The 19,800-nt window shown below is 65.9% G+C and carries 17 protein-coding genes and 2 pseudogenes; 4 read left to right on the top strand and 15 right to left on the bottom strand.

All coding sequences use genetic code 11. The features are described 5' to 3' along the window. Nucleotides 1–124 precede the first annotated feature (124 nt). Both ACVIJ6_RS30790 and ACVIJ6_RS30785 read right to left on the bottom strand, forming a co-directional pair. Nucleotides 125–1,087 (bottom strand): alpha/beta hydrolase, encoded by a 963-nt coding sequence (locus ACVIJ6_RS30790; RefSeq protein ID WP_456775782.1) that lies wholly within the window; start codon nt 1,085–1,087, stop codon nt 125–127. Between the two features lie 52 nt (nt 1,088–1,139). Further along, entirely contained in the window at nt 1,140–1,913 is a 774-nt protein-coding gene (locus ACVIJ6_RS30785) for an SDR family NAD(P)-dependent oxidoreductase (RefSeq protein ID WP_456775781.1), read from the bottom strand. 240 nt (nt 1,914–2,153) lie between these two features. Between ACVIJ6_RS30785 and ACVIJ6_RS30780 the strand changes: the two are divergent. Beyond that, nucleotides 2,154–3,142: pseudogene (locus ACVIJ6_RS30780) on the top strand (DUF2155 domain-containing protein). Between the two features lie 51 nt (nt 3,143–3,193). Here ACVIJ6_RS30780 and aat read toward each other — a convergent pair. The 10 genes from aat to tcuA form a co-directional block, all read right to left on the bottom strand. Continuing rightward, entirely contained in the window at nt 3,194–3,874 is a 681-nt protein-coding gene (gene aat / locus ACVIJ6_RS30775; protein ID WP_456775780.1) for a leucyl/phenylalanyl-tRNA--protein transferase, read from the bottom strand. Between the two features lie 72 nt (nt 3,875–3,946). Beyond that, entirely contained in the window at nt 3,947–5,035 is a 1,089-nt protein-coding gene (locus tag ACVIJ6_RS30770) for a sensor histidine kinase (RefSeq protein ID WP_456775779.1), read from the bottom strand. Then, the gene (locus tag ACVIJ6_RS30765; protein ID WP_456775778.1) at nt 5,032–5,469 is read right to left on the bottom strand and encodes a response regulator; all 438 of its coding nucleotides are present in this window, start codon (nt 5,467–5,469) and stop codon (nt 5,032–5,034) included. The genes ACVIJ6_RS30770 and ACVIJ6_RS30765 overlap by 4 nt, the downstream gene beginning before the upstream one ends. Beyond that, complete coding sequence (locus tag ACVIJ6_RS30760; protein WP_456775777.1) at nt 5,466–6,986, bottom strand: sensor histidine kinase; 1,521 nt, start codon at nt 6,984–6,986, stop codon at nt 5,466–5,468. The genes ACVIJ6_RS30765 and ACVIJ6_RS30760 overlap by 4 nt, the downstream gene beginning before the upstream one ends. A gap of 118 nt (nt 6,987–7,104) precedes the next feature. Then, the gene (gene accC / locus ACVIJ6_RS30755; RefSeq protein WP_456775776.1) at nt 7,105–8,454 is read right to left on the bottom strand and encodes an acetyl-CoA carboxylase biotin carboxylase subunit; all 1,350 of its coding nucleotides are present in this window, start codon (nt 8,452–8,454) and stop codon (nt 7,105–7,107) included. 84 nt (nt 8,455–8,538) lie between these two features. After that, nucleotides 8,539–9,024, bottom strand: coding sequence for an acetyl-CoA carboxylase biotin carboxyl carrier protein (gene accB / locus ACVIJ6_RS30750; RefSeq protein ID WP_456775775.1), 486 nt, complete (start codon nt 9,022–9,024; stop codon nt 8,539–8,541). A 42-nt stretch (nt 9,025–9,066) separates the two neighbouring features. Next, on the bottom strand, nt 9,067–9,558 hold the full coding sequence (gene aroQ, locus ACVIJ6_RS30745) for a type II 3-dehydroquinate dehydratase (RefSeq protein WP_456775774.1): 492 nt from the start codon (nt 9,556–9,558) through the stop codon (nt 9,067–9,069). Nucleotides 9,559–9,804: 246 nt separating this feature from the next. Continuing rightward, on the bottom strand, nt 9,805–10,545 hold the full coding sequence (locus ACVIJ6_RS30740) for a DUF1236 domain-containing protein (RefSeq protein ID WP_456775773.1): 741 nt from the start codon (nt 10,543–10,545) through the stop codon (nt 9,805–9,807). Nucleotides 10,546–10,749: 204 nt separating this feature from the next. Continuing rightward, the gene (tcuB, locus tag ACVIJ6_RS30735) at nt 10,750–11,847 is read right to left on the bottom strand and encodes a tricarballylate utilization 4Fe-4S protein TcuB (RefSeq protein WP_456775772.1); all 1,098 of its coding nucleotides are present in this window, start codon (nt 11,845–11,847) and stop codon (nt 10,750–10,752) included. After that, nucleotides 11,837–13,252: an FAD-dependent tricarballylate dehydrogenase TcuA gene (gene tcuA / locus ACVIJ6_RS30730; RefSeq protein ID WP_456775771.1), complete on the bottom strand. Its 1,416-nt coding sequence runs from the start codon at nt 13,250–13,252 to the stop codon at nt 11,837–11,839. The genes tcuB and tcuA overlap by 11 nt, the downstream gene beginning before the upstream one ends. Nucleotides 13,253–13,428: 176 nt before the next feature. Here tcuA and ACVIJ6_RS30725 point away from each other — a divergent pair, with 176 nt between their 5' ends. Beyond that, nucleotides 13,429–14,118: a GntR family transcriptional regulator gene (locus ACVIJ6_RS30725; protein ID WP_456775770.1), complete on the top strand. Its 690-nt coding sequence runs from the start codon at nt 13,429–13,431 to the stop codon at nt 14,116–14,118. Between the two features lie 91 nt (nt 14,119–14,209). On the opposite strand, the gene ACVIJ6_RS30720 is transcribed toward ACVIJ6_RS30725, so the two are convergent. Together ACVIJ6_RS30720 and ACVIJ6_RS30715 are read right to left on the bottom strand one after the other, a co-directional pair. After that, a complete protein-coding gene (locus ACVIJ6_RS30720; RefSeq protein WP_456777116.1) occupies nt 14,210–14,974 on the bottom strand; it encodes a DsbA family protein in 765 nt (254 codons plus the stop codon). Nucleotides 14,975–15,070: 96 nt separating this feature from the next. Further along, nucleotides 15,071–16,468, bottom strand: coding sequence for a M48 family metalloprotease (locus ACVIJ6_RS30715; RefSeq protein ID WP_456775769.1), 1,398 nt, complete (start codon nt 16,466–16,468; stop codon nt 15,071–15,073). Nucleotides 16,469–16,620: 152 nt separating this feature from the next. Here ACVIJ6_RS30715 and ACVIJ6_RS30710 point away from each other — a divergent pair, with 152 nt between their 5' ends. Beyond that, complete coding sequence (locus tag ACVIJ6_RS30710) at nt 16,621–17,820, top strand: pyridoxal phosphate-dependent aminotransferase (protein ID WP_456775768.1); 1,200 nt, start codon at nt 16,621–16,623, stop codon at nt 17,818–17,820. Nucleotides 17,821–17,956: 136 nt separating this feature from the next. Beyond that, nucleotides 17,957–19,295, top strand: a pseudogene (gene dctA, locus ACVIJ6_RS30705) (C4-dicarboxylate transporter DctA). Between the two features lie 110 nt (nt 19,296–19,405). Here dctA and ACVIJ6_RS30700 read toward each other — a convergent pair. Continuing rightward, a complete protein-coding gene (locus ACVIJ6_RS30700; protein ID WP_456775767.1) occupies nt 19,406–19,723 on the bottom strand; it encodes a hypothetical protein in 318 nt (105 codons plus the stop codon). Nucleotides 19,724–19,800 lie beyond the last annotated feature (77 nt).

Here is a 19,800-nt window from a genome sequence, read left to right as displayed (position 1 = left end):
TGCGGCGCAAAAACAGCGGAAATTTCGGCGAGGCTCGGTTTCGTCCGGTGCATGAAGCAGCCCGCGCCCGTCCGGACGCCTCGCGCGCGCGAGGCGTGCCGGTGGAAGCTCGGCCGGAGGCGGCTCAGATGCCGCTGGGCCGATCCAGCTGTTTCAGCCAGGCGCCAATGTCGCGCGCCGCGACATTGGCCTGGTCGAGCAGCTTGCCCATGGTGAAGAAGCCGTGGAATTGGCCGGGATGCGTTCGGTGCGTCACCGGCACGCCGGCCTCGCGCAACCGCCGCGCATAATCATCGCCTTCATCGCGCAGCGGATCGGCGCCGGCGGTCAGCACGTAAGCGGGCGGCAGGCCGGCCAGCGTCTCGGCCTTGGCCGGCGAGGCGCGCCAATCGTGGATGTCGGCGGCGCTGTTGAGATAATGGTCGCGAAACCAGCGGATGACCGAATGGGTCAGCAGCACGCTGGTCTCGGGCTCGCTGTGCGAGGGATGGTTCATCGAGAAGTCGGTGGCCGGGTAGATCAGGACCTGGCCCGACAGCTTCGGCCCGTGGCTATCGCGCGCCGACAGCGCGACCACGGCCGCCAGATTGCCGCCGGCGGAATCGCCGCCGACGCTCAGGCGGGTGTCGTCGATGCCGAGCGAGGCCGCGTGATCGGCGACCCATCGGGTCGCCGCGACGGCGTCGTCGACCGCGGCCGGAAACTTGTGCTCGGGCGCAAGACGGTAATCGATCGAGACCACGATCAGCTCGCCCTCATGGGCCAGCGCGCGGCAGACCACATCGTGCGAATCCAGATTGCCGATCACCCAGCCGCCGCCATGGAAGAACACCAGCGCGGGTGCGAGGCCGCCATTGTGCCGTATCGTCTTCGGCCGATACAGGCGTGCTGGGATCGCGCCATGCGGGGCCGGGATGGAGAGCTCCTGCACGTCGGCGAGCTCCGGCGGCTCCGGATTGCTCACCACGCGGGCGGCCAGATAATAGTCCCGCGCTTCCGCAGGTGTTAGCGTTTCATAGGCCGGGCGGCCGGCCTCCTGAAACGCCTTGTAGACGGCGGCGGCATCGGCATCGAGTGGAACGGGCATGGGCAATTGACCTATCGCGTTAATGTTCAATGACGTCTTGAATGAAGGCTGTTCAGGCTGCGGTGCGGCCGCCATCGACGGTGTAGGCGGCGCCGGAGACGTAGCTCGCATCGTCGGAGGCGAGGAACGCGACGATGGCGGCGACCTCCGAGCCCTGGCCGAGCCGGCGCGCGGGGACGCGGTCGACGATCTTGTCGACCGGGACTGGCCCGCCGCTGCGGCCTTCGATGATTGCGCTCAGCATGCGGCTGTCGATCAGGCCGGGACAGATGCAGTTCACGCGCACATTCGTGCCGGTGCATTCCCACGCCGCGCTCTTGGTCAGGCCGATCACCGCGTGCTTGCTGGCGCTGTAGACGGCAATCTGCGGCGAGCCGATCAGCCCGGCAATCGAGGCGGTGTTAATGATCGAACCGCGGTTCTGCTGCAACATCACCGGCAGGACGTGCTTGAGGCCCAGGAACACGCCGACGACATTGACGTCGAGCACGCGACGAAACGCCTCGAGCGGATAGTCGGTGATCGACTTGATCTCGCCCTCGACGCCGGCATTGTTGAAGAACACGTCGATGGTTCCGAACTGGTCACAGGCCCGCCGCACATAGGCCGCCACCTGCGCTTCGTCGGTCACGTCGGCGGCGATCGCGAGAGCCTCCGCGCTGGCGGGCAGGGCCGCGATGGCCGCCTTCAGATCCTGTTCGCGCCGGTCGATGGCGACGATGCGGGCGCCGCGCGCGGCCAGCAGGCGCATGGTCGCGGCGCCGATGACCCCGGCCGCGCCGGTGACGACGGCCACCCGGCCGTCGAGACGAATCAAATCGGTCATTCATTTCCTTCCTTGCCGGCCGATCGGACGCGGCCTTGCTGCGTGTTGGTTTCACGCTATCTGTTGGTGGTCCGACTATCTCATTGGATGAACCGGATGACCACCTCGCGGTGCGCTGGTAAGTCGCCCTTTCCCCGCCGTATTCGACATGTTAACGGGAGGGCTGATCGAGAGCGGCGGATGGGTCATGACGCGATTTGATTGTCCCGAACCCCGATTCGCCTGATAAAGCCGCGCGAGATGCACCGAACAATCGTCCTGACCGGTATCGCGGCAGTCCTGGCCGCAACGTCCCTCGCGCTGGCCGTGCCCGCACGCGCGCAGATCGGGACTATTTTCTCTGATCCCGTTCCTCGGCCGCCCGGCAACATTCCGCGTCGCGGAGAGCCGATCCCGCCGCCCGAGGAAGAGGAGGAAGTTCCGGAACTGCCGCAGGGCCGCGTTCTGCCGGCACCGACCCGGCCCGCGCCGGGGGCCGGACTGCCGGGCCCGGTGCAGTCGCAGCCGCTGGCGCCGCCTCCGGGGGCGGCCGTGCCCCCGACCAACGCCCCCGTCGCAGTTGCTCCGCCTCCCGGACAGCCCGGCGCGGCGCCGCCGCCTGGCGGCCAGCGGCAGCCGCCGCGCGCGGCGCGCCGCAGAATGCGGCGGTTCCGCCGAATGGCGCCGTGCCGCAGACGCCGGCGACCCTGCAGCCGGGCGACGAGGTCGTGACCGAGCCGCCGGCGCAGAAGATCGTGAACAAGAAAGCGAGCTTCTCGGGCCTGGACAAGATCACCGGCCGCATCATCAATTTCGACGAGGATGTCGGCGAGACGGTGCAGTTCGGCGCGCTGCGGGTGAAGACCGATGCCTGCTACACGCGTCCGGCCACCGAGGCTGCGAATACCGACGCCTTCGTGCAGGTCGATGAGATCACTCTGCAGGGTGAGGTGAAACGCATCTTCTCGGGATGGATGTTCGCCGCGAGCCCCGGCCTGCACGGCGTTGAACATCCCATTTACGACATCTGGCTGGTCGACTGCAAAGAGCCGCAGACGACCGTCGTGAGCGCCGCGCCCGACCAGAAGCCGGCGGCGCAGCAGCCGGCTCAGAAGCGGCCGCCGCAGCAGCGACAAGCTGCTCCGCGGCCGGCGCCGCCGCAGCAGCAATATCAGACGCAGCAGATGCCTCCTCCGCCTCCGTCCCCACTGCCTCAGCCGGGCGGACCGTTCGGCGGTGTGTTCAGATAGCGCCTGTTCAGATCGCGCGTGTTGCGATCGCATGCGTTGAGATGGCGGGGCTCAATGGCGCTCGGCAATGATGGCGAGCGCCTCCGTGCCTGAGATCGGCTGGTCAATGGAGAGCCGCGTGAAATTGGCCGCGGGCCCGGTCAGCGCCTTTTCCAGCAGGCCCGTATAGCGGCGGCGGGGGATCTCCACCGCGCCGAACGTCTTGAGATGCTCGGTGACGTATTGCGTGTCGAGCAGTTCGAATCCGCCTGCGATCAGCCGCGCGACAAGATGCACCAGCGCGACCTTCGAGGCGTCGCGGGTGCGGTGAAACATGCTTTCGCCGAAGAAGGCGCGCCCCAGGCTGACGCCATAGAGCCCGCCCACCAGGTCCCCCTCCTGCCAGCATTCGACGCTGTGGCAATGGCCCAGCGCGTAGAGGCCACTATAGAGTTCGCGGATACGCCGGTTGATCCAGGTGTCCTCGCGCCCGGGCTGCGGCTCGGCGCAGCCATCCATGACGGCCGCGAAGGCCTGGTTGACGGTCACCGTGAAGGCATCCGACCGCACCGTCCGCGCCAGACGTGACGACACCCGAAAGCCGGTCAAGGGAATGACGCCGCGCAGCTCCGGCTCGACCCAGAACAATGACGGGTCGTCGGCGCTTTCGGCCATCGGGAAGATGCCGCAGGCATAGGCACGCAGCAGAACCTCGGGCGTGATCTCGGACGCTGCGGAGTCGCGCGAATTCATGCGGGGAGCTTAGCAGGAAGCCGCCGTCCAGGCGATGGTTCGTTGGTGGCGTCCGCCGGTCGCCGGGAGCTGTCAGCCCACCGCGGCCGCCGCCGGCTTGAGAACATCCTTGGTCAGGCGGAAGCGCACCAGAATCTTGGTGCCGTCATGCCCCGGATCGGGGGCCACCGTCGCATCGAGCTTGGTGGCCATCGCGCTGACGATACGCTGCCCCATGCCGGTCGAACGCGGATCGCTGGTGGCGTTGAGGCCGACGCCATTGTCGGCGATCGAGAGCAGAACGTCGTCGCTCGCAAGCTTCAACTCGACGTGGATCGGGCCGGGCCCGTCGGGATAGGCATATTTGACCGCGTTCATCACCAGTTCGTTGACGACGATGCCGATGGCGACCGCCCGATCCGGGTCGATCTCGACCGGCTCCGCCTTCAACGTCAGGCGTGACATGCGATTGCCCTCGGCCGAGCGGCGGAGGTCGTCGAGCAGGGCGTCGAGATACTGGTTCAGCAGTACGCTCTTGAGATCGTGCGAGGTGTAGAGCCGGCGGTGGACCTGCGCCACCGCGGCGACGCGGCCCATGGCATTGGTGAGCGCGGCCTTCACGTCCTCCTGCGAGCTCGAATTGGCCTGCAGGTGCAACAGCGAGGCGATGATCTGCAGGGAGTTGCCGACGCGGTGGTTGACCTCGCGCAGCAGCACCTCGCGCTCGGCGGCCAATGCCGCGTAGCGGTCGCGCGAGGCGCGCACTTCGGCTTCGGCCTCGTCGCGAGCCTTCTGCAGCCGTGCCTGGCGCAGCGCGCCTTCGGCGGCGACCTGGAGCAGGGGGACGAATTCGCCCTGGACGTCCTTGACCAGGTAATCGGCGGCCCCGGCCTTCAGCGCGGTCACGGCAATCTTGGAATCCTGGGACGCCGTGACGAACACCACGGGCGGTGCTTCAGGCAGCGCCATGATGCGCTCCAGCGTCTCCAGGCCATCGAGGCCCGGCATGTACTGGTCCAGCGCAACGACGTCGATCCCACCGTGCTGGATCCGTTCGAGGCCTGCGGCGCCATCGGGCGCATGCTCGACCGTGAAGCCCAGCCGCTTGAGCCCGCGCTCCACCAGCCGCGCCAGGGTGGCGTCGTCGTCGATATAGAGCAGCGTGGGTGCGGCGGAGCTCATACGGCGGGCGGAACCTGGATGACGGAGAAGAACAGGCCGAGTTGGCGGATGGCGTTGGCGAAACTCTCGTAATTGACTGGCTTGGTGATGTAGACGTTGCAGCCGAGCTCGTAGCAGCGCTTGATCTCCTGCGAGTCGTCGGTGGTGGTGAGGATCACCACGGGGGCACTCTTCAGGAAGCTATTCTGCTTGACCATCCTGAGGATGTCGATGCCGGTCATGTCCGGCAGGTTCAGGTCCAGCAGAATCAGCAGGGCCCGGCCCTTGTGATCGAGCCCGGTACCGTCAGCACCCAGCAGATAATTCACGGCGTCTGTACCGTTGGTGAACGGCATGATCTCGTTGTTGACGCCGGAGCGGCGAATGTTCCGCTCGATCAGCCGGGCGTGTCCTTCGTCGTCCTCGATCATGATGATCGTCACGGGCATGGTCATCGGTCTGAGTTCCGGTTTGAGGCGTTCCATTTGATCGGAAGCGTGATGGTGAAGGTGCTGCCCTGGTCGAGTTCCGAGGCGACCGACATGGTTCCGCCGAGTCGCCGCACCAGCGCGCGCACATGGGCAAGCCCGATTCCCTGACCGGGACGATCCTGCGTCCCGGCGCGGCGGAACAGGTCAAAGATACGTTGGTGATCCCGGGGATCAATCCCCCGGCCGTTGTCGGTAATCTCGAAGATCGCGAAGCCCAGCTTGGTACGGGCGCGGATCGCGATATCCCCTGGCACTCCGGGCTTCAGATATTTGATGGCGTTGTCGATCAGGTTGGAGAAGATCTGCTCCAGCGCCAGGCGGTCGCTTATGATCGCAGGCAGCGGCTCGATACGGATGGTTGCCTGCGCTTCCTCGGCCTGATGGGCGAGCGTGGAGACGATCGCCTCGATCAGCTCGCGCGTCTCGATCCGCACCGGAACGAACTCACGTCGTCCTTCGCGGGTCAAATTGAGGATGGCTGAGATCAGCCGGTCCATCTTCGCAATCGAGGATTTGATGAAGCCCAGCGCCTCCGAGAAATCCTCGGAGAGCTGCTTGTCGGCGCCTTCCAGCTCCGGCTCGGCGCCTTCGGCCGGAGGCGGCGAGTCGGATACCGCGCGTGCCAGCGTCGCGATGCGGCGGAAGATGTCGTTGCGCAGCTCGTCTAGCTCGCTGGTAAAGCCCATGATGTTGACCAGCGGCGAGCGCAGATCGTGGCTGACGATGTAGGCGAAGCGCTGGATCTCCTCGTTGGCTTCGCGCAGATCCGCGGTGCGCTCGTCGACGGTCGCCTCCAGGTTCAGGTTGCTCTCGCGCAGCTGCGCCTCGGCATCATCGCGGGCGCGGGTGGAACGGCGCACCAGCAGCACCGAGATGACCGCAAGCACCACAACGAGGGCTGAACCCGTGATGGTGACGATGGCCGCCAATTGCTGGCTGGCATCGGCATTGGCGGTGCGCAAAGCCAGCAGACGCTCCTCCTCGAGACGCATCGTCTCGGCGGTGTTGCGCATCATGTTGCTGCTGTCGGTCGATCCGGCATCGCGCACCAGCGCGACGGCGCCGGGGAGGTCGCCGGATGTCACCAGCGCCTTTTCGCGATCGAATTGCGCCAGCCGGCCTTCGATCACGCTGCGCAGTCGGGCGAGGTTTTCGACCTGCTTCTGGTTGTCGGCGACGAGCGTGCCCAGCTTGTCGAGCAGCGGCCGGAGCGCCTTCACGGCGGCTTCGTGGTCTTTGAGAAATTCCGGGTTCTGCGTCAGCAGATAGGCGCGCACGCCGCTCTCGGCGCGCCGGACCTCGAGCAACAAGGCGTTGATCTGGTTCTCGGCCTCGACAGTGTGGACCACCCAGGCGCTGTCGCTGCGGGCCTTGTTGACCAGCAGCACCGACGCCGTGCTGACGGCAACCAGCACCACAAATCCCGCCGACAACAGCAGGATCTGTCCCAGCGTGCGCCTTCGTCTCACCTCAGGCGCCACTGCCCACTCGCACGTCGTTGGTAATCACTGCCCCCTGGCGGAAAAGTTCCGACCGAGCAGAACGCAGCTGCAACGGGTTGGTTCCGCCCTGGACGACAGTTTTTCTGGGCGAAGCCGCTCAGTCCGTCTGCTGGCCGGCCAGATACTGTTCGAGCCAGTGGATGTGATAGTCGCCGTCGATGATGGCGGGCTCCCGAACCAGGGCGCGGAACAGCGGCAGGGTCGTCTCGATACCGTCGACCACCATCTCGTCCAGCGCGCGGCGCAGCCGCATCAGGCATTCGACCCGGCTCTTGCCGTGAACGATCAGCTTGCCGACCAGCGAGTCGTAATAAGGCGGGATCACATAGCCCTGGTAGACGGCGGAATCGATGCGGACGCCGAGGCCGCCGGGCGGATGGTATTGCAGGATCTTGCCTGGCGAGGGACGGAAGCTGACCGGGTTCTCGGCGTTGACGCGGCATTCGATCGAATGGCCGTTGATCACGACCTGGTCCTGGGTCATCGGCAGGTCGCCGCCGGCGGCGATGCGGATCTGCTCGAGCACGAGGTCGATCCCGGTGATCATCTCGGTGACGGGATGCTCGACCTGGATGCGGGTATTCATTTCGATGAAATAGAACTCGCCATCCTCGTAGAGGAATTCGATGGTGCCGACGCCGATATATTTCAGCTCCTGCATCGCCTTGGCGACGGTGTTGCCGATCTTGGCGCGGGCGGCCGCGTCGAGCACCGGGGAGGGGCCTTCCTCCCAGACCTTCTGGTGGCGGCGCTGCAGCGAGCAGTCGCGCTCGCCGAGATGGATGGCGCCGCCGCGGCCGTCGCCGAGCACCTGGATCTCGATGTGACGCGGCTTCTGCAGATATTTTTCGAGATAGACCGAGGCGTCGCCGAATGCCGATTTGGCCTCATTGGCCGCGGTGGTCAGCGCCAGCTGCAGGTCGGCCTCGGTATGCGCGACCTTCATGCCGCGGCCGCCACCGCCGGCGGCGGCCTTGACCAGCACCGGGAAGCCGATCTCCTTGGCGATCGCCATCGCGTCCTGGTCGGGCGTCACGGCTCCGTCGGAGCCCGGCACGACGGGAATGCCGAGCCGCTTGGCGGTCTTCTTGGCCTCGATCTTGTCGCCCATCAGGCGGATGTGCTCCGCCTTCGGCCCGATGAAATGCAGGTTGTGATCGGCCAGAATCTCGGCGAAGCGCGCGTTCTCGGACAGGAAGCCGTAGCCGGGGTGGACGGCGTCGGCTCCGGTAATCTCGCAGGCGGCGAGCAAAGCGGGGATATTGAGATAGCTGTCTTTCGACGGCGGCGGACCGATGCAGACGCTCTCGTCGGCGAGACGGACATGCATGGCATCGGCATCCGCGGTGGAATGCACCGCGACGGTGGAGATGCCGAGCTCCTTGCAGGCCCTGAGGATGCGAAGGGCGATTTCGCCGCGATTGGCGATGAGGATCTTGTCGAACATGGTGTCCTACGAAGCGAATGGCGAATAGCGAGTGGCGAGCAGGAAAGCAGCGACCATTCGCTACTCGCCATTCGCCACGCGCGCCTACTCGATGATCACCAGCGGCTCGCCGAACTCGACCGGCTGGCCGTCCTCAACCAGAATCTGCGTCACCGTGCCGGCACGCGGCGACGGGATCTGGTTCATCGTCTTCATGGCTTCGATGATCATCAGCGTCTGACCGACCGAAACCTTGGTGCCGACCTCGACGAACGGCTTGGCGCCGGGTTCCGGAGCCCAATAGGCGGTGCCGACCATCGGCGAGGGCACGACGCCCGGATGCTTGGAGAGATCGGCGCCGACCGAGGCCGCGCTCGCCGCGGCGACCACGGGAATGCCGGCCGCGGCGGACGGGACCGCCGAGGGAACGGCGGCGGCGATGGTGACGTTGCGGGCGACGCGGATGCGCAGGCCCGCCCGCTCCAACTCGATCTCGGTCAGGCTGGTTTCATCCAGCAGCGCAGCAAGCTCGCGGATGAGCTGGCTGTCCTGGGATTGAGCGGAGGTCTTGTCGTCGGGCTGGGGCGCCATGATCGTGATCCAGAAACGTTGTGTGACGTGAGGGCGAGGACGTCAGGCTTGCGCCTTGATGTCGGACTTCGTGTCGGTCGTGGCACCAATCTTTGCAGCGAGGCCGGTGATCGCGAGTCGGTAGCCGTCGATTCCAAAGCCACAAATTGACGCAAACGCGGCCTTGGCCGTGAAAGAATGGTGCCTGAAGCTCTCGCGGGCGTGGATGTTGCTGATATGCACCTCGACCGTCGGGATCTTCACGCCCATGAGCGCGTCGTGCAAAGCGATCGAGGTATGGGAATACGCGCCAGCATTGAGAATGATGCCGGCCACGCCCTTGACGCGGGCCTCATGGATGCAATCCACCAGCACGCCTTCGTGGTTCGACTGCCGGCACTCGGCCACGAGGCCGAACCGCGTCGCCGTCTCGACGCACAGACGCTCGACATCGGCCAGTGTCGCGTGGCCGTAGGTTTCCGGCTCGCGGGTGCCCAGCAGATTGAGGTTGGGTCCATTGAGGACGTAAATCGTCTTTTGCGCGTCGTCGGCCATTCCCATCCCGGCGGTGTGGCGGCGGTGGCCGGCGTTATAGGTAACAAAGCCGCCAAGGGGAAGCCTTTCGGCAGCCGGGCCGCCCTGGATCGGGGCTTGCCCGCCCCGCGAAAAAACGGGGCAAGTCGCGGAAACGGCTCGTTAACCATGGCCAGGCTGGCGCTGCACGTGCCGATTGTGGTTGCGCAGCACAAAGGGGCGGGCATTGCTGCCCGCCCCTTGTCCCGTCACCTGCCTGGTCGGGGATCAGGTGTCGAGAACCGCGACGATCTCGAAGGTATGAGGATCGATGACGACAATCTGCTCACGAACGAGGATGAAGTCATATCCGCGCCATTCCGGATAGACCGTCACCACTTCGGCCGGAAGCGGATGGAAGCGGACGTCACGCGGCACGCGGGTGCCGACCGAGATGTTGAAGTTGACGTTGGTGACCGGCTCGACCCGCTGACTGCGGATCACGCTGGTGATCTTGGTGCGCTGCTCGGTCGAGAGCTTGGCGCCGGCGCCGGCCTGTCCGGTGGTGGTCTGGGAACGGTCACCGCCGGTCTTGGTCTCGGCATTGGTGCTGGTGCCGTTGCGGTTGTCGCGGTTCTCAGCCGCGCTGCTGCCGCTCTTACTGTCGTGGCCCTCGGCCTTCATGTTCTTGGCGCCGCCCTTGTCGGTCTCGGAGCTGCTGCTCTTCGTCGCCGGGCCCTTCATGCCGTCTTCGGCGCGCTGGCCGCGTGTCTCGGTGCCAGACTTCTGCTGCGACTGGCTGGAGCGCATGTCGGATGAACCACCGGTAGAGGGCGAGGCGCTGTCGCGATTCATCGCGCCGCCGGTCGCATTCGTGCCAGTCGAGGCGCCGCCGCTCGCGCCGCCCTGCATCGCAGCGCCGCCGGACTGCCCACCGGCGCCGCCGGCGCCGCCACCTTGCGCGTGAGCGAAACCTGCACCGGCCAGCAGCGCGATCGCAGCAACTGATACCATCAAGCGATTAGTCATTCCGTATCCTCCTCTGTCATTGGCACTGCCCGCGCCGACAACGGCAGGACATAGGAGTCGTTCCGTGCGTCTGTGTTGGTTCCAGAGATTTGTCGCGGCTCGCGACCTTATGAACGGATGCTCAGGCTCATGAACGCAGCACAACGCGCAGCTCTCTTGCATTCACGCGGAGCTCTCTTGCATTCACGAGACGTGTTGCAGGGACTAATCAGCGTGGCGCTCTTTGGCGTAGCGGACGAGCGCCAGGAAGCGGTACAGCCCGTGCACGAACTTGCCATAGGGCAGGGTGATGAACAGCGCGAACACGGCGCCGAGATGCAGCGCCAGGAGCACGCCCATGGCGTTCGTCTCGCGCAGCAGCAGCAGAGCCAGACCCGTCACGCCGGTCAGCAGGAGCATGGCGAGGAACGCCACGTCCATGCCGCGGCTTCCAGGGTCCATCAGCGCAGCGTCACGCTTGCGCTTCGCGGCATAGAGACCGATCGGCCCGATCACAATGCCCAGGCCGCCGAGCGTGCCGAGCACGACCGGCAGATCCCAGAACGGGTAGGGCGCTTCGCGATGCAGGACGTAGTGATAGAGCGTTGCGACGCTAGTCGAGGCGAAGCAGAGCAGGAAGCCGTAGAACGTCAGATGGTGATAGAGGCGCCTGTTGTCGCTGGGCCGCTCGTCCTCATTGTAGCAGCCGACGCCGCCGCCATCGAGATAGCGCAGGTTGGTCGCGTCGCGCACCGCGCGAAGGAACGGCCGCGGCTCGGTGAGGGGCGCGTTCGGCTCGCCGATATCCGTCCAGAAAGCGCGCGCGCCCTTGATGAAGGCGATCATCGCCCACAGGAAGGCCGCGCCGAACACCAGCGCCATCATATTGTGAGGCATGAGCGCGTAGAATGATCCGGCGCCATGCCGGGCTGCAAACAACGCCGTCGAATCGTTGAAGGCGACGAATCCGACAATGAATATGGCGACGCTCAGGACGGCGGCCAGCGCGATCGCGAGGCCGTTCCGTCTGAACATCGGCGCGAGCGCGCGCGGCCAAGCATAGTCGGCATAGCTCTCGCGCCGCGCTTTGGCGAGCACTGCAGGGACTCGTACGTCGAATTCGTGCGGCGGCGAGAACTGGCAGTCGACGTAGCAGGCACCGCAGGAATGGCAGAGATTGGCCAGGTAATTGAGGTCGCCGCTCGTGAAGGCGCGGCGCATTTCCATTGCGGGAAAAACGGCGCACAGACCCTCGCAATAGCGGCAGGAGTTGCAGATCGTCATCAGGCGATCCGCCTCGGTCAATGTCGCGCTACGCTGCATGTCGTGCTGCTCCCCGGCCGGCGATGCGGCCGAACACGCTGCCGATGGTCATGCCGATGCCGGCGGCATAGCCGCGGCCGAGCACGTTGCCGGCCATAATCTCGCCCGCGGCGTACATGTTGTCGGCCGGACCGCCGCCCTTCATCATCATCCTGGCCTCGTGATCGACGCGCACGCCGAGATAGGTGAAGGTGATGCCGGGGCGCACGGGATAGGCGTAATAGGGCCCGGTGTCGATGCGCCGCGCCCAATGCGACTTCGTCGGCGTCAGCCCCTCGGTATGGCAATCATCGAGGATGTCGGGGTTGAACGTGCCGTCGCGCACCGCTGCGTTGAATTGCGCGACGGTGGCTGACAGCCTGTCGGGATCAAGGCCGAGCTTGCCGGCGAGCTCGCCGATGCTCGGCGCCGCGACGGCCGGGTAGAGCGAGGGCATGAACAGGTTCGCGGATTTCGAGTCGAAGATGATATAGGCGATCTGGTCAGGCTGCGCCGCGACCAGCCGCCCCCAGATCGCGTAGCGCTTCGGCCAGACGTCCTCGCCCTCGTCGTAGAAGCGCTCGGCCTTGTTGTTGACGACGATCCCGAACACGACGCAGTCGAGCCGGGTGATGATGCCGCCATCATATTTCGGCGCCCGTGCATCGATCGCCACGGCGTGGCACTGGGTCGGATCGCCGATGCTGTCGACACCGGCGCCGAGCAGCAGGTCCAGCACGGTGCCGCGGTTGTTGGGGGTGCCGCGGATCAGGAAGTTGCGGGCGATCTCGCCCCAGCCTTCGACCAGCTTGTCGATGTTGGACTCGAAGCCGCCGGCCGCCGCCACCAGCGCCTTACCGCGAATCCGAATGCGCTGATCACCGCGCTGGACGATTGCGGCGCGAAAGCGAGTCTGGTCGATGTGGAACGCGACGACCTCGGATTCGTAGTGCACCTCGACGCCCAGCCGTTCGGCAGTGAGATAGAGGGCGTTGAGCATCGCGCGACCACCGCCGAGGAAGAACGAGTTGGTGCGGCCGAGGCTCAGCGTGCCGCCGAGCGAGGGCTGGAAGCGGACGCCCTGCTCGACGATCCAGGTGAGCATCTCCTTGGATTCGCGGATCATCATCCGCGCCAATTGCTCGTTGGTCTGGCCTTCGGTGACGCGCAACAGATCGTCCCAGAACTCGTCTTCGGTGTAGGGGCCGCTCAACGTCGCTGTCGCGGCATCATGGGCGCAGCGCATGTTGCGGGTGTGTCGGGTGTTGCCGCCGCGATAGAATTTGGTCGCAGCCTCGAGCACGATGACGGACGCTCCCGCGCGCCGCGCCGAAATGGCGGCGCAGAGGGCCGCGTTGCCGCCGCCCACGACCACGACGTCGTAGGCCAAAGGATGGTCGGCGATGTCGCCGTCGCCCGTACTCATCCGATTTCTCTCTGTGCAACCAAGTCAACCGGCTCCTCACACAGCGCATCGAGCAATGGCCAGGCGAACCGGCCTCGCCACGCGCCAAGGGCGGCAATCCATTCATCGTATACTATTGTATACAAAAATATGCAACAGCCTTTCGCTTTCGCCGGCGCTGTGAGACAGTGGCCTCCATGTCCTCAGACGCACACGTGCTCACCATCGATCGCGACAATGTTTCGCTCGGAGAGGCGGTATTCCGATCGCTGTGCCGGGCGCTCGAACACGGCGTCTACCGCTCCGGCGACCGTCTCCGCGAGGACGAGGTCGCCCAGAAGCTGAACGTCAGCCGCACGCCGGTGCGCGAAGCGTTCGGCAAGCTCGTCGCCAAGGGGTGGGTGCAGCCGGCCGGCGGCCGCGGCCTGATCGTGCGCAGCCTCGACCAGGGCGAAATTCTCGAGCTCTACGCGATGCGCGAAATATTGGAGGGGGCGGCGGCTCGGCTGGCCGCGCAATATGCCGCGCCGGCCGAGATCGCGGCGCTGCGCGACATTCATGCGCGGTTCGCGCGCGGGGAAGGCGGCGCGCCCGGGCTCGCCCGGCTGAACCGGCTGCTGCACGGCGCCATCCAGCGTGCCGCCCGCAACCGCTATCTCGACGCCGCGCTCGAGGACATGCACGTCGCCACCGCGCTGTTGGGGACGACGACGTTCGCGGCGGAGGGACGGCCGGTCACGGCCGCCGCGGAGCACGGCGAACTGATCGACGCGATCGCAGCGCGCGATTCCGACCGCGCCGAGGCGATCGCGCGTGCCCATATCCGCGAGGCGCTGCGGACGCGGCTGCAAATGACGCTGACGGAAGCGGCCAAGGCCCGGCCCTGAGCGGCTCTCCGCGCAGTGAATCCGCGCAATGAAAAAGGCCGGCTGCTCAGCCGGCCTTTTGGGGAGGATGTCTTCACGCGGCGCGGTGGGCTCAGCAGGTCGCCTTGCCACAGCGCGCGGTGCTGATCTTCTCGCGCAGTCCCTCGACGCCGACCGCGCCGATCACCACCTGCTTGCCGATCACGTAGCTCGGCGTGCCGTTCATGCCCATCTCTTCGGCGAGCTTGAAGTTCTCCTCGATCGTCGCCTTGGCTTCCGGGCTCGCCATGTCCTTTTCGACGCGGGCGATGTCGAGGCCGAGCTCCTTGGCCACCGCGAGCGCGTGGGCCTTGTCGGCCTGGCCGCGGCCGCCCAGCAGCTTCTGGTGGAAGTCGAGATATTTCTGCGGCGCCTGCATGCGCACCGCGACGCCGACTTGCGCGGCCTCGACAGACCCCTGGCTCAGCACCGGGAATTCCTTGAGCACGACCTTCAGCTTCGGGTCGCTCTTCATCAATTCCATCATGTCGTTCATCGCGCGCTTGCAGTAGCCGCAATTGTAATCGAAGAACTCGACGAAGGTGACGTCGCCGTCCTTGTTGCCGAGCACGACGCCGCGCGGCGAGTTGAAGATCGTGTCGGCGTTCTTCGCGATGCCTGCCTCATGCTTGGCAGCTTCCGCGGCGGTCTGGCGCTTCTGCAACTCGGCCATCGCCTCCTCGAGCACCTCGGGATGCGAGATCAGGTAGTTCCTGACGATCGTCTCGATCTCGCCGCGCTGGCTGTCGGAGATGCTTTCTGCCGACGCGACCAGCGGGGCGGCGCAGAACGAGAGCGCGAGCAGCGCCGCGGGAACGAGCGTGCGGAATGACGGCATGAAGGCGGTCCTCTTGGTCAAATGATCGGGTCCTTGTCGATGGCTGTGAGCGGTATCTTGATAAGATGGTCCGATGATAGCAGTAATCTCTTCGTTCTACTGGCCCGAAAGCGGCTTTGCCGTGACGATGTCGTCGGCCTTGACCCAGCCCGGCGAACCCACGGCAAACCGCGTCTTTGCCCGCGACGCGAGTTCGCGCGCCGTCTTGTTGTCGCCTCGCAGGAACGCCGCCTGGGCCGAGGCCAGATCAGCCTCGGCATAGTCGCCCTTGCGGCCATAGGCCATCGCAAGCTGGGAGTAGCCGAGCGGCGCCTCGGATTCACGCGCGACGGCGGCGCGCAGGATCGAAATCGCCTCGTCAGTGTAAGCCTTGTTCTCGGATGCCACCAAGGCTTGGCCAAGTAACATCTCGATGAGCGGGCCGTTATTGGAGAGCTGCACGGCTTTGCGCAACGGCGCGATCGCCTCGGCCGGGCGGCCGCCTTCGAGCAGGGCCTGGCCGCGTACCTCGTAGAAATAGGGATTGTTCGGCTGGGCCTGGATCAAGGCGTCGATCTGGCTCAACGCGCTGCGCAGGTCGCCATGGAGATAGGTCGAGATCGCCCTCGCATAGCGCGCGGGCAGGCTGTTGTCCGACAGCGGATATCGCCGCGCGACGGTGTCCGGCCGCTCCATGAACGCCGAGATCTTGGCGCGGACCATGTCGTGGCGCAGCTGCAGCGCAGGGTCGTCCTTCTTGTCCCAGTAGGGGCTCTGCCGTGCCAGGCCCTCGAGCGCCTCGACACGATCGGCGGGCATCGGATGGGACTGCAGATAAGGGTCGGAGCCGCGGGCCGCGAACAGGCTCTCATTGGTGAAGCGCTTGAAGGTGTCGTACATGCCCTTCGGCGACTGGCCGGTGGCGCTGAGGAACTTCACGCCGGCGCGGTCGGCGTTCTCCTCCTGCTGCCGCTGATAGGACAGCAGCGAGCGGCGGATCACCTCACCCGGGCCCGACAGCGCGGCGGCCCCGGCATTGGCCAGGCCGCTGTTGCCTCCGCCACGGGCGCCGACGGCGAGTGCGCCGGCACCGAGAATCGTGGCGATGATCATCTGGGTCTGGGCCGTCGCGAGCTGCTGGCGCAGCTTGGCGAGATGGCCGCCGGCGAGATGGCCGGTCTCGTGGGCGAGAACGCCGATCAGCTGGTTCGGATTTTCCGACTGCATGATCGCGCCGTAATTGACGAAGATGCGGCGGCCGTCCGCGACGAACGCGTTGAAGGACGCGTCGTTGATGATGACCATCTGGATGTTCTGCTTTTCGAGGCCCGCGGCACGCAGGATCGGCCGGGTATATTCGCGCAGCAGCACCTCGGTCTCGGTGTCGCGCAGGATCGGCGGTCCCTTGCCCTGCTGCGCCGAGGCCGACGCGAACGGCGCGAGCGCGACGGCAATCGCGACGAGCGCGGCGAATCCACCGGACAATCTCTTACGGAGCGCGATACGGAGCGACATCAGGCGATCTTTGCAATTGGCGTGAGGCTCGATAAGGGCTATTGCCCACCAAACTGCGGAATGCGGCTCATCTGCGGCGAGCGATGTCCGCGACGCAGGCTCGGGCCGGCTCAGAGAACGGGTCCGAACAGCCGGGTCAATAGCAGATATCCATGGTGGACGCGACAGTGATACCGACAATGGAACAGCGGATCGCAAGCCTGACGGCACCATCCGCCCGCAGCAACGTTCCTCCGTTCATGGTGATGGACGTCATGGCCGCCGCGGAGCGGATCGAGGCCGGCGGCGGTCACGTCATTCACATGGAGGTCGGCCAACCGGCGGCGCCGGCGCCGCGGACCGCGCTGGCGGCCGCGCATGCCGCGCTCGATCAGGCCCGCATCGATTACACCTCGGCGCTCGGTCTGCCCTCGCTGCGCGGACGCATTGCGCGGCACTATCGCGAGACCTATGGCTGCGACATCGATCCGGGCCGCATCGTGATCACGACGGGGTCTTCGGCCGGCTTCATCCTCGCTTTTCTGGCGATGTTCGAGCCGGGCGATCGCGTGGCCGTCACGGTGCCGGGCTATCCGCCGTATCGTCACATCCTGACCGCGCTCGGCTGTGAGCCGGTGCTGATCGAAACCACCGCCGAGACCCGGCATGCGCTGACCGGCGAGGCGCTGCTGGCGGCCCATCGCAAGACGCCGCTCAAGGGCGTCCTGGTGGCGAGCCCCGCCAACCCGACAGGCACCATGATGTCGCGCGCGGCGTTGGGCGACGTGATTGCGGCTGCGCGCGACGCCGGCATCCGCTTCGTATCCGACGAGATCTATCATGGTCTCGACTACGCTTTTCCTGCCGTGACTGCCGCGCAACTGACCGCGGATGCGCTGATCATCAACTCGTTCTCCAAGTACTTCTGCATGACCGGCTGGAGGGTCGGCTGGATGGTGGTGCCGGATGCGCTCGTCCGTCCGATCGAGCGGCTGCAGCAGAATCTCGCGATCTCGGTCCCGACCCTGTCACAGATCGCAGCTGAAGCGGCGTTCGATGGTCGCGCCGAGATGGACGGCATCAAGCATGGCTACCAGGAGAACCGCCGGATCCTGATCGAGGGCCTCCCCAAGGCGGGGCTGAGCCGTTTTCTGCCCGCCGATGGCGCGTTCTACCTCTATGCCGACGTCTCCGAGTTCACCAAGGACAGCCTGGATTTCGCCAAGCGCATGCTCGAGGAGACCCATGTCGCGGCCACGCCGGGCGTCGATTTTGACCCGATTCACGGCCGCAACTTCGTGCGCTTTTCCTATGCACGTTCGGCTGAGGATATGCGGGAGGCTGTTGCCCGGATCGCACGCTGGCTCGGATAGGGCTGGGCTGAGCCCGGCACGACGGGATATCGGCCGTCGCCACCATTGACTCCCGTGTCACAATTTGCCTGAGGTGGCGGCTCGCGTGGGCTGGGACACAAGGCCCGACGCGGCAAAGGTGGATGAGGTAAGCCCGATGGTGGCAGCAACTGATGCCGGGACGCAGGGTACCCGGCTGCAAGCAGCGAAGAAGCCCTGGTATGGAATCCTTTATATTCAGGTGCTGATCGCCATCGTGATCGGCGTGCTGGTCGGGTGGCTGTTTCCGAACCTGGCCACCAACGACTGGATCAAGGCGCTCGGCGACGGCTTCATCAAGCTGATCAAGATGGTGATCGCGCCGATCATCTTCTGCACCGTCGTGTCCGGCATCGCGCATATCGAAAGCGCCAGCAAGGTCGGCCGGGTCGGCATCAAGGCGCTGATCTATTTCGAGATCGTATCCACCTTCGCGCTACTGATCGGCCTGATCGTGGGCAATCTCGCGCCGATCGGACACGGTCTCGCCGAGAAGCAGGATGCGGCTGCTGTCGCTGGCTATGTCAAACAGGCGCAGGCGCAGAAGTCGGTCGACTTCGTCCTCAACATCATCCCGGACAGCGTGGTCGGCGCGCTCGCGCGTGGCGACATTTTGCAGGTGCTGCTGTTCGCGATCCTGTTCGGCTTCGCACTGATGGCGCTGGGCGAACGGGGCCATCGGCTGCGTGACGTCATCGACGACACCGCCCACGCCGTGTTCGGCGTGATCGCCATCGTCATGAAGGCGGCCCCGGTCGGCGCCTTCGGCGCGATGGCCTATACGATCGGCAAATACGGCCCCTCAGCCCTCGGCGACCTGATCGGCCTGATCGTCGTGTTCTACATCTCGGCTGCCCTGTTCGTGGTCATCGTGCTCGGCCTGATCGCGCGCTTCGTCGGTTTCAGCATCTTCAAGTTCATCTCCTACATCAAGGACGAGCTGCTGATCGTGCTCGGCACCAGCTCCTCGGAGAGCGCGCTGCCGCAGCTGATGGAGAAGCTGGAGCGGCTCGGCTGCTCCAAGCCTGTGGTCGGCCTGGTCGTGCCGACCGGCTACTCGTTCAATCTCGACGGCACCAACATCTACATGACGCTGGCGACGCTCTTCATCGCGCACGCGCTCGGCGTCGAGCTCACATGGGGGCAGCAGATGACCATCCTGCTGGTCGCGATGCTGACGTCGAAGGGCGCCAGCGGCCGTGACCGGCGCGGGCTTCATCACCCTGGCCGCGACCCTGTCGGTGGTAAACCCGGCGCTGGTGCCGGGCATGGCGATCGTGTTCTCGATCGACAAGTTCATGAGCGAGGTGCGCGCGCTGACGAACATCACCGGCAATGGCATTGCCGCCGTGTTCGTGTCGTGGTGGGAGGGCGAGCTCGACCATGACCTTCTGCAGAAGCGGCTCAACCGGGAGATCGATCCGTCCGACGTCGAGACCGCGATCACGACCGGCTGAGGCGCCGCCACCGGCGCCGGCCGCGCTTCATTCGAAGCGTGCCCGCGAAACAGAAACGCCCGGCCAGATGGCCGGGCGTTTGCGTTTGCGGATGATTCTGGTGGCGGGGTTTATTGGCCGCCGCCGAAACGGCGCGACCACCAGCCTGCCTTGCGGGGGGCCGCGGGCGCGGCCTCCGGAGTGGGCTCGGTCGCGCTCGGCTCGGTCGTCACCGGCTCCGGCGCCGCAGCAGCCACGGTGGGGGTGCTCTCGGCAACGTTGACCGAGACAGCCGCGCTGTCCGGTTTGGGCTCGGTGAACAAGCTGACCTTCTCGCGCACGGTCGAGCGACGCGGGGTCTTCTCGGGCTCGGCCTTCGCAGGTTCGGCCGGCTGCGTCTCGGGCTGGATTGCAGCAGGAGCTGCCGGTGCGACGGGCTGTTCGGCCAAGGCGACTTCCGCTGCGGGGGCAGCCTCGACCGGGGCTTCCGGCTCGTCACCGTGGGGGGCGCCGTTGCCGTCGAAAT

The sequence above is a fragment of the Bradyrhizobium sp. USDA 4369 genome, assembly GCF_054056435.1.
Note: the sequence above shows the minus strand (reverse complement) of the source record. Positions and strands in the feature narration are given on the sequence as shown.

Excerpts from the sequence above, each read along its gene's own strand:
- ACVIJ6_RS30790 (WP_456775782.1), bottom strand. The coding sequence starts at position 1,087 with ATGCCCGTTCCACTCGATGCCGATGCCGCCGCCGTCTACAAGGCGTTT.
- ACVIJ6_RS30785 (WP_456775781.1), bottom strand. The coding sequence starts at position 1,913 with ATGACCGATTTGATTCGTCTCGACGGCCGGGTGGCCGTCGTCACCGGC.
- aat (WP_456775780.1), bottom strand. The coding sequence starts at position 3,874 with ATGAATTCGCGCGACTCCGCAGCGTCCGAGATCACGCCCGAGGTTCTG.
- ACVIJ6_RS30770 (WP_456775779.1), bottom strand. The coding sequence starts at position 5,035 with ATGAGCTCCGCCGCACCCACGCTGCTCTATATCGACGACGACGCCACC.
- ACVIJ6_RS30765 (WP_456775778.1), bottom strand. The coding sequence starts at position 5,469 with ATGACCATGCCCGTGACGATCATCATGATCGAGGACGACGAAGGACAC.
- accC (WP_456775776.1), bottom strand. The coding sequence starts at position 8,454 with ATGTTCGACAAGATCCTCATCGCCAATCGCGGCGAAATCGCCCTTCGC.
- accB (WP_456775775.1), bottom strand. The coding sequence starts at position 9,024 with ATGGCGCCCCAGCCCGACGACAAGACCTCCGCTCAATCCCAGGACAGC.
- aroQ (WP_456775774.1), bottom strand. The coding sequence starts at position 9,558 with ATGGCCGACGACGCGCAAAAGACGATTTACGTCCTCAATGGACCCAAC.
- ACVIJ6_RS30740 (WP_456775773.1), bottom strand. The coding sequence starts at position 10,545 with ATGACTAATCGCTTGATGGTATCAGTTGCTGCGATCGCGCTGCTGGCC.
- tcuB (WP_456775772.1), bottom strand. The coding sequence starts at position 11,847 with ATGCAGCGTAGCGCGACATTGACCGAGGCGGATCGCCTGATGACGATC.
- tcuA (WP_456775771.1), bottom strand. The coding sequence starts at position 13,252 with ATGAGTACGGGCGACGGCGACATCGCCGACCATCCTTTGGCCTACGAC.
- ACVIJ6_RS30725 (WP_456775770.1), top strand. The coding sequence starts at position 13,429 with ATGTCCTCAGACGCACACGTGCTCACCATCGATCGCGACAATGTTTCG.
- ACVIJ6_RS30720 (WP_456777116.1), bottom strand. The coding sequence starts at position 14,974 with ATGCCGTCATTCCGCACGCTCGTTCCCGCGGCGCTGCTCGCGCTCTCG.
- ACVIJ6_RS30715 (WP_456775769.1), bottom strand. The coding sequence starts at position 16,468 with ATGTCGCTCCGTATCGCGCTCCGTAAGAGATTGTCCGGTGGATTCGCC.
- ACVIJ6_RS30710 (WP_456775768.1), top strand. The coding sequence starts at position 16,621 with ATGGTGGACGCGACAGTGATACCGACAATGGAACAGCGGATCGCAAGC.